General features: G+C 67.2%; 6 protein-coding genes. 1 reads left to right on the top strand and 5 read right to left on the bottom strand.

What is annotated here, in order from left to right:
* Positions 1 to 182 precede the first annotated feature (182 nt).
* Genes ASC91_RS06400 through ASC91_RS06380 form a run of 5 tightly spaced genes read right to left on the bottom strand, consistent with a single transcriptional unit; the run spans position 183 to position 5,207 of the window.
* Entirely contained in the window at positions 183 to 1,055 is an 873-nt protein-coding gene (locus ASC91_RS06400) for a TauD/TfdA family dioxygenase (protein WP_157281219.1), read from the bottom strand.
* Positions 1,056 to 2,870 (bottom strand): family 2A encapsulin nanocompartment cargo protein cysteine desulfurase, encoded by a 1,815-nt coding sequence (locus ASC91_RS06395; RefSeq protein WP_056193962.1) that lies wholly within the window; start codon positions 2,868 to 2,870, stop codon positions 1,056 to 1,058.
* Entirely contained in the window at positions 2,845 to 3,768 is a 924-nt protein-coding gene (locus ASC91_RS06390) for a family 2A encapsulin nanocompartment shell protein (RefSeq protein ID WP_056193959.1), read from the bottom strand. The genes ASC91_RS06395 and ASC91_RS06390 overlap by 26 nt, the downstream gene beginning before the upstream one ends.
* A 42-nt stretch (positions 3,769 to 3,810) precedes the next feature.
* Entirely contained in the window at positions 3,811 to 4,734 is a 924-nt protein-coding gene (gene epsC, locus ASC91_RS06385; protein ID WP_056193956.1) for a serine O-acetyltransferase EpsC, read from the bottom strand.
* Positions 4,734 to 5,207, bottom strand: a complete 474-nt coding sequence (locus ASC91_RS06380; protein WP_056193954.1) for a rhodanese-like domain-containing protein — start codon at positions 5,205 to 5,207, stop codon at positions 4,734 to 4,736. Before ASC91_RS06380 ends, epsC begins: the two co-directional genes overlap by 1 nt.
* A 437-nt stretch (positions 5,208 to 5,644) precedes the next feature.
* Here ASC91_RS06380 and ASC91_RS29965 point away from each other — a divergent pair, with 437 nt between their 5' ends.
* On the top strand, positions 5,645 to 6,724 hold the full coding sequence (locus ASC91_RS29965; protein WP_056193950.1) for a DUF6081 family protein: 1,080 nt from the start codon (positions 5,645 to 5,647) through the stop codon (positions 6,722 to 6,724).
* Positions 6,725 to 6,743 lie beyond the last annotated feature (19 nt).

The raw sequence follows: 6,743 nt of genomic DNA, 5'->3' as shown, positions 1-6,743 counted from the left end.
CTCCGTCCAGACCATGGGCTTCTTCCGGGGCTTCTAAACCCCGAAAGCGTTACCCATGTCCTGGCACACCCGTTACCTATGTCCCCGGTCTATACAGCGCCGCAGAAGAAAGTTACCCGGCCGCCGGGACGGACTCCCGGCAATGCAGCGAGCAGGCTCACGCTACGCAAAAGCATCCATAGTCAAAATGGCTTATCGCCCTGAACAGTGGTGCGGTGCAGCCTCCGCCGCAGATGGTCGGGGCAGCCGGCCGCCAGGTGCAGCACCGAGCGGTTGTCCCAGAACACCATGTCGTGCGGCTGCCAGCGATGACGATACTGCAGTTGAGGCAGCGTCGCGTACTGAAAGAGCTCTTCCAGTAATGCGCGGCTCTCGGCCTCGGGCAGGCCGACGATGCGTGTCGTGAAGTGCTCGCTGACGAAGAGACCCAGGCGCCCTGTCCCCGGATGGGTGCGCACCACCGGCTGCACAACGGGCAAGACCCGCGCTACCTGCTCGTCGCTGAGCTTGGGCCGCCAGGGGCTGCGCTCGCGCAGTTCCTCGTACTTGGCGAGGTAGGAGTGCTCTGCCTTGAGGTGGCGCACGCGTGCTTGAAGCTCAGGCGGAATGGTCTCCCATGCCGCATGCTGGTCGGCGAACAGCGTGTCGCCGCCCTCGCTCGGCAGTTCCTGGGCCAGCAGCATGGAGCCCAGGCTGGGCTTCTCCTTGTACGACAGGTCCGAGTGCCAGAAGTAGCCCGCATCGCCGAGGCCGACCGGTTGGCCGTTCTCGACGATGTTGGAGACGATGAGGATCTCCGGGTGGCCATTCAGGTGGAACTGGTGCAGCACATGAATCTCCAGCGCGCCAAAGCGGCGGCTGAATTCGATCTGCTGCTCGGGCGTGACGCGCTGTTCTCGAAAGACCAGCACATGGTGGTCCAGGTGGGCTCGGTGGATGCGGCGGAAGTCTTCGTCAGCCACCGGCTGGCTCAGATCCAGGCCCACCACCTCGGCGGCAAAGCTGTCGGGCAGTGGGCGGATCTCGACTCGGGTGAGCGTGTCCGTACTCATCATTCAAGCCCTCGCCAACCGGCGCACCACCGACACGAAACGGTCGATCTCGTCGCAAGTGTTGTAGAACGCGAATGATGGCCGAACGGTCGCTTCCACGCCAAACCGGCGCAGGATGGGTTGGGCGCAGTGGTGGCCGGAGCGCACCGCGATGCCCTCCTCCGCCAGCGCCTTGCCCACCGCTGACGTCTCATGGCCCGCCAGCACGAAACTCAACACGCTGGCCTTGTCGGCCGCGGTGCCGATGAGCCGCACACCCGGAATGGGGCGGATGGCCTCGGTCGCGTAAGCCAGCAGGTCGTGCTCGTAGCGGGCGATGTGGTGCAGACCGATGCGCGAGACGTAGTCCAGCGCCGCGCCCAGGCCGGCCGCGTCGGCGATATTGCCGGTGCCGGCCTCGAAGCGCGCCGGTGCCGGCTGGAACACGGTGCGCTCGAAGGTCACGTCGGCAATCATGTTGCCGCCACCCTGCCAGGGCGGGATGGCGTCCAGCACCTCCTTGCGGCCAACGACCGCACCGATGCCGGTGGGGCCGAAGATCTTGTGGCCGCTGAAGATGAAGAAGTCGCAGCCGATGACCTGCACGTCCACCGCGAGGTGGGAGACCGATTGCGCGCCGTCCACCAGCGTCGTCACGCCCTGGCGCTGCGCCATGCCGACCAGCTCCTGCACCGGCACGACCGTGCCGAGGGCATTGCTGACCTGCGTCACGGCGAGCAGCTTGGCGCGCGGGCTGCCAATGAGCTTCTGCGCCTCGCTCAGGATGACCTGGCCGGTGTCGTCCACCGGGATCACGCGCAGATGCGCGCCCTTGCGCGCGGCGAGCTGCTGCCAGGGCACGATGTTGGCGTGGTGCTCCAGATGGGAGACGACGATCTCGTCGCCGTCGCCGACGTTCTGCTCGCCCCAGGTGTTGGCCACGAGGTTGATGGCCTCGGTGGCACCGCGCACGAAGATGACCTCATCCGCCGAGCGCGCGTTGACGAACCTGGCCACCGTCTTGCGAGCGCCTTCGTAGGCGTCCGTCGCGCGCGCCGCCAGCGTGTGCGCGGCGCGGTGGATGTTGCTGTTCTCGTGCTCGTAGAAATGGCTCAGCCGGTCGATGACCGCCTTGGGCTTCTGTGTCGTGGCCGCGTTGTCGAACCAGACCAGCTGCTTGCCATTGACGCGCTCGGCCAGGATGGGGAAGTCGCGCCGGATGGCGTTGACGTCGAAGGGCACGCGCTGGCCTTGCAGCACATGCTTGTTCGGCAGTTCGCCAGCGTGATGGCCTGCGGCGCCGGGGTGGCGTGGCTGCAGGTCCAGCACGTAGAGCGATGGCTGCTGAGACACGCTCGAAGGCTCGACGAAGTAGTAGCCCGAGGGCACGGCTTCGCGTTGCGGCGGCGAGATCTGCTGAGGTGCGCCCAGCAGCTGGCCGCCGGCGCGGCCGTCAATGCCGGGCACGCTGGTCAGCAGCACGTCGGGCACGCCATTGCCAGCTTGCGCGTGGGGTGCCCGGGCAGGTGACGGGCGCAGCAATGCGGCGACGTGATCGGGGCCTGTGGGCGCGAGATTGAGGCCGGGCGCGGCAGCGCCGAAGCCGCCGAACTGGGTGGTGGTGGGCTGGGGCAGCGGGCCGCTCGGCAAGCCGGGCGGCAGCGGGTTGGCGGGCACATTGAGGCCACCAGCGGACTGCACCGGCTGCGCTGAAGGCAGCGACCCTGCATTCAAGCTGCCGAACAGCTCGTTGGCCAACCGGCCCAGCGCCGCCACATCGAACGGGCTCTCGGCGAAGGGACTCTCGACCACGTCAGCGGTAGGTGTCAGGGTACTCATGGTATTTGCCCACTTCCACGTCTTCGAGCACGGCCAGCGCATCGTCGCTGTGCACCGCGAGCGAGCAATACAGGCTGATCAGGTAGGAGGCAATCGCGTTGCGGTTGATGCCCATGAAGCGCACCGACAGGCCCGGGCCCTGCTCACCCGGCAGACCGGGTTGGTAGAGGCCGACGACGCCCTGGCGCTTGTCGCCCACGCGCAGCAGGATGATGCTGGTCTTGCCGTCATTGACGGGCACCTTGTCGCTGGGGATCAGCGGAATGCCGCGCCAGGTCAGGAACTGGCTGCCGAACAGGCTGATGGTGGGCGGCGGCACGCCGCGCCGCGTGCACTCGCGGCCGAAGGCGGCGATGCCCAGCGGGTGGGTCAGGAAGAAGGCGGGCTCCTTCCAGACCTTGCCGAGCAGGTCGTCCAGGTCGTCCGGCGTGGGCGCGCCGGTGAGGGTGGACAGGCGCTGCTCGTCCGCGACATTGGCCAGCAGGCCGTAGTCGGGGTTGTTGATCAGCTCGGACTCCTGGCGCTCCTTGATCGTCTCGATGACGATGCGCAGCTGCTCCTTGATCTGGTCGTGCGGGCTGCTGTAGAGGTCGGACACCCGGGTGTGCACGTCCAGCACGGTGGCCACCGCGTTCAGGAAGTACTCGCGCGGCGCGGCGTCGTAGTCGGCGAAGGTGACGGGCAGCTCGGCCTCGTCGCGCTTGGCGCAGGCGACCTTGACGGCCTCGGGGTCGGCCACCTTGTTGAGGCGGTAGATGCCGGCCTCGACCGGAATCCACTGCAGCAGATGCGTCAGCCAGCGCGGCGTGATGGTGGAGAGCTGCGGGACGGTTTTTGTCGCGTTCGCAAGCTGCCGCGCGGCGGTGTCGCTGAGCGCGAGTTGAGGGGTGTCAGCCATGGGGAAAAGGGCTCCTGGGGGCGGTGGGTGGGGGTGAGGAAATCAGGCGCTCAGCGCCTGGAAGGCTGAGTTCGGATCGGCTTGCGAGGCCGCCTGGGAAATGCGGCTTTGCGGCGGCAGGCTGCGCGTCAGCCAGACATTGCCGCCGATGACCGAGCCGCGGCCGATGGTGATGCGGCCGAGCACGGTGGCGCCGGCGTAGATGACGACGTCGTCCTCGACGATGGGGTGGCGCGGCTGGCCCTTGTGGGCATGGCCGGCCTCGTCGGTCGGGATGCTCTTGGCGCCCAGCGTGACGTTCTGATAGATGCGCACACGCTGGCCCAGCACGGCCGTCTCGCCGATGACGACGCCGGTGCCATGGTCAATGAAACAACCCGCACCGATCTGCGCGCCAGGGTGGATGTCGATGCCGGTCTGCGCATGGGCGAGCTCGGCGATCACGCGAGCAATCAGCGGCAGCCCGAGACGGTACAACTCGTGCGCAAGGCGGTGGCTGATCAGCGCATGCAGGCCCGGGTAGCAAAGCAGCACTTCGTCGACGCTGCGCGCTGCCGGATCGCCCTGGAAGGCGGCGATGACGTCGCTGTCCAGCAGTTCGCGCACGGCGGGCAGGCGGGCGGCAAAGCGGGCCACGCGCTCGGCGGCGTCGTTGAAGGTCGGCACCTCGGTACCGCGCAGCCGCGCGTCATGGCCCAGCTCCAGCGCTACCTGCTGGCGCAGCCTGGAGAGCGCCGCGCCCAGCGTGTGGCCGACGTAGTAGTCCTCGCCCTCGGGCTGAAGGTCGGGCGGCCCGAGGCGCATCGGGAACAGCGCACCAGCCAGCTGCTGCACGACGACCGCCAGCAGCTCGCGGGACGGCAGCTCGCGGCCACCGGCGTCCCAGCGCCGATGCTCCTCGCGCCAGCGTCGGCGCGCGCCACGCAGCGCCGAGACGATGCTCGACAGCTCGTCGACCGTATCCATCAGTCCTGCACCCAGGGCAGGCTGTGGAAACGCCAGCCATTGAAATGGCCGCGCTGCTGGTGATCGTCGCTGTCGCCTTCAAAGCCTTCCTGCACATTGAAGACATTGGCCAGCCCGGCCTTGGTCGCCGCCTCGGCAGCCAGCGCCGAGCGCTTGCCGCTGCGGCACAGCAGCAGCACCGGCAGCTCGTTGCCGGATTTGCCGCCCACCTTGGCGTCCAGCTCCTTGGCGAAACGCGGGTTGCGGTTCAGCGAGGTGCCGGTGGCCCAGGCCACGTGCAGGCTGCCCGGCACATGGCCGACGAAATGGCGCTCCTCGGCGCTGCGCACGTCGACGAGGACGGCGCGGCCCGCCTGGACCAGGGCCCAGGCATCGCGCGGTGCGACGCTGCCTGCGAAGGGCAGCACAGCGGCCTGGGCAGCCTCGCGGGCGCGGGCCAGGACTTCGGGTTCTTCAAAAGCAACGGTGCTCATGTCGGCTCTCATGCGAAAACCGAGCAAGGCTAGGGTTCAGGGCTTCTTCGGCAAACGAAGCAAAACGCGAACAGTTATGCGGTTTGCACGCAAGGCCCTCAGACAAAGAAAAAGCCCTTCGACCGGCGCACCGGTTCGAAGGGCTGAATCCACCCTTGCGGGAGGAGGAGACAAACAAGGAAGTCTCAACCGTAACGCCAGAGCGGCGGGCGTGGCAGTCAACTTGGCGACTGATTGAATGACCAAACCGTCATGAGGTATGAGCTGCGGTTAAGTCTTCAGCCGCCCAGCCGCCCGATCCACCATCGGATCATCGCCCTGGCATCCCCAATCTTGATGAGCAACCGCCCTTGACCTGGGAAACCCTGTGGACCGATCGCCACTCCATGGCCTGATCGTCAGCCGCGAAGCAACGCAGCTTCATTCAAGGGGCACTCATGAACTCAAGCCAGACTCACTGGACCCGCGCGGCCATGCAGCGCACGACCTTGGTGTTGGCTGCGGGGTTGGCGCTGGCCGCAACGCCAGCTACGGCGGGTACCGTCGTCTACGACAGCTTCGACACGCCCGGCTATTCCCTGGCCAGCTATGGCGCCAAATGGGTCAACCCCTATGGCCTGGGCGAAATGGCCCTCGGCGACACGCGCGACTTCTCGGGCGGCAGCTTCGCCATCAAGGCCCCGGTCTTCCAGACGGGCTATGACTTCAGCGTCTACGACCACCTCAAGTACATCGCCACCAGCAGCCAGGCCTTCGCCGTGCCCACCGGCGGCTCGCTGACCTTCTCCTCCACCATCAGCGCCACGGCCCACAACACCCAGGCGACGGGGCGCGTCATCAGCGGCAGCTACATCCAGAGCGGCCTGCCCTATTCGGCCACGGCCCTCGAAGGCCAGCAGGCTGGTGCGGTCATGAACATGATCGACTTCTCCACCGGCCAGCTGTTCGACTGGTTCATCTCCGGCTCGACCGCCTTCACACTGATCGAGCGCCTGCCGTCGTCGGTCACCAACCCGGCGCTGTTGCCGGGCGATCCGGGCTACGTCGGCATCGACAAGATGTACACGCAGATCATCAAGCAGATCGACATCGGCCCCGGGCCGCACACGGCTTCCATCAGCTACAGCGATGCCGGCAGCGTCAGCTACTTCCTCGACGGTGCACTGGTGTCCCAGGTCGACAACGTCGGCATCCCGCTCGACCAACAGGGCGCCAACTGGTCCGGCGTCTATCCGTCCTATGGCCCAGGCGAGGCCCTGGGCGGCAAGATCCACAACCTGACCATCGGCCACGGCCTCTTCAGCCTGCTCGACGCCTTCCCCTTCCAGCACTCCGACCGGCCGGATCTCGCCGTCTCCATCCCGGTGTCGGAACGCCTGTTCGGCCAGGGCATGGACGCGAGCTTCGACAACTTCACCGTCACCTCGGTGCCCGAGCCGGGCAGCTGGGCGATGCTGGTGGCCGGCTTGATGGGGGTCGGCGTGGCGCTGCGGGGCCGGCGAACGGTCCCGGCCTGAGGCAAGTGCCAGAAAAATC

This window comes from Pelomonas sp. Root1237, assembly GCF_001425055.1.
Lineage (GTDB): Bacteria > Pseudomonadota > Gammaproteobacteria > Burkholderiales > Burkholderiaceae_C > Pelomonas.
Note: the sequence above shows the minus strand (reverse complement) of the source record. Positions and strands in the feature narration are given on the sequence as shown.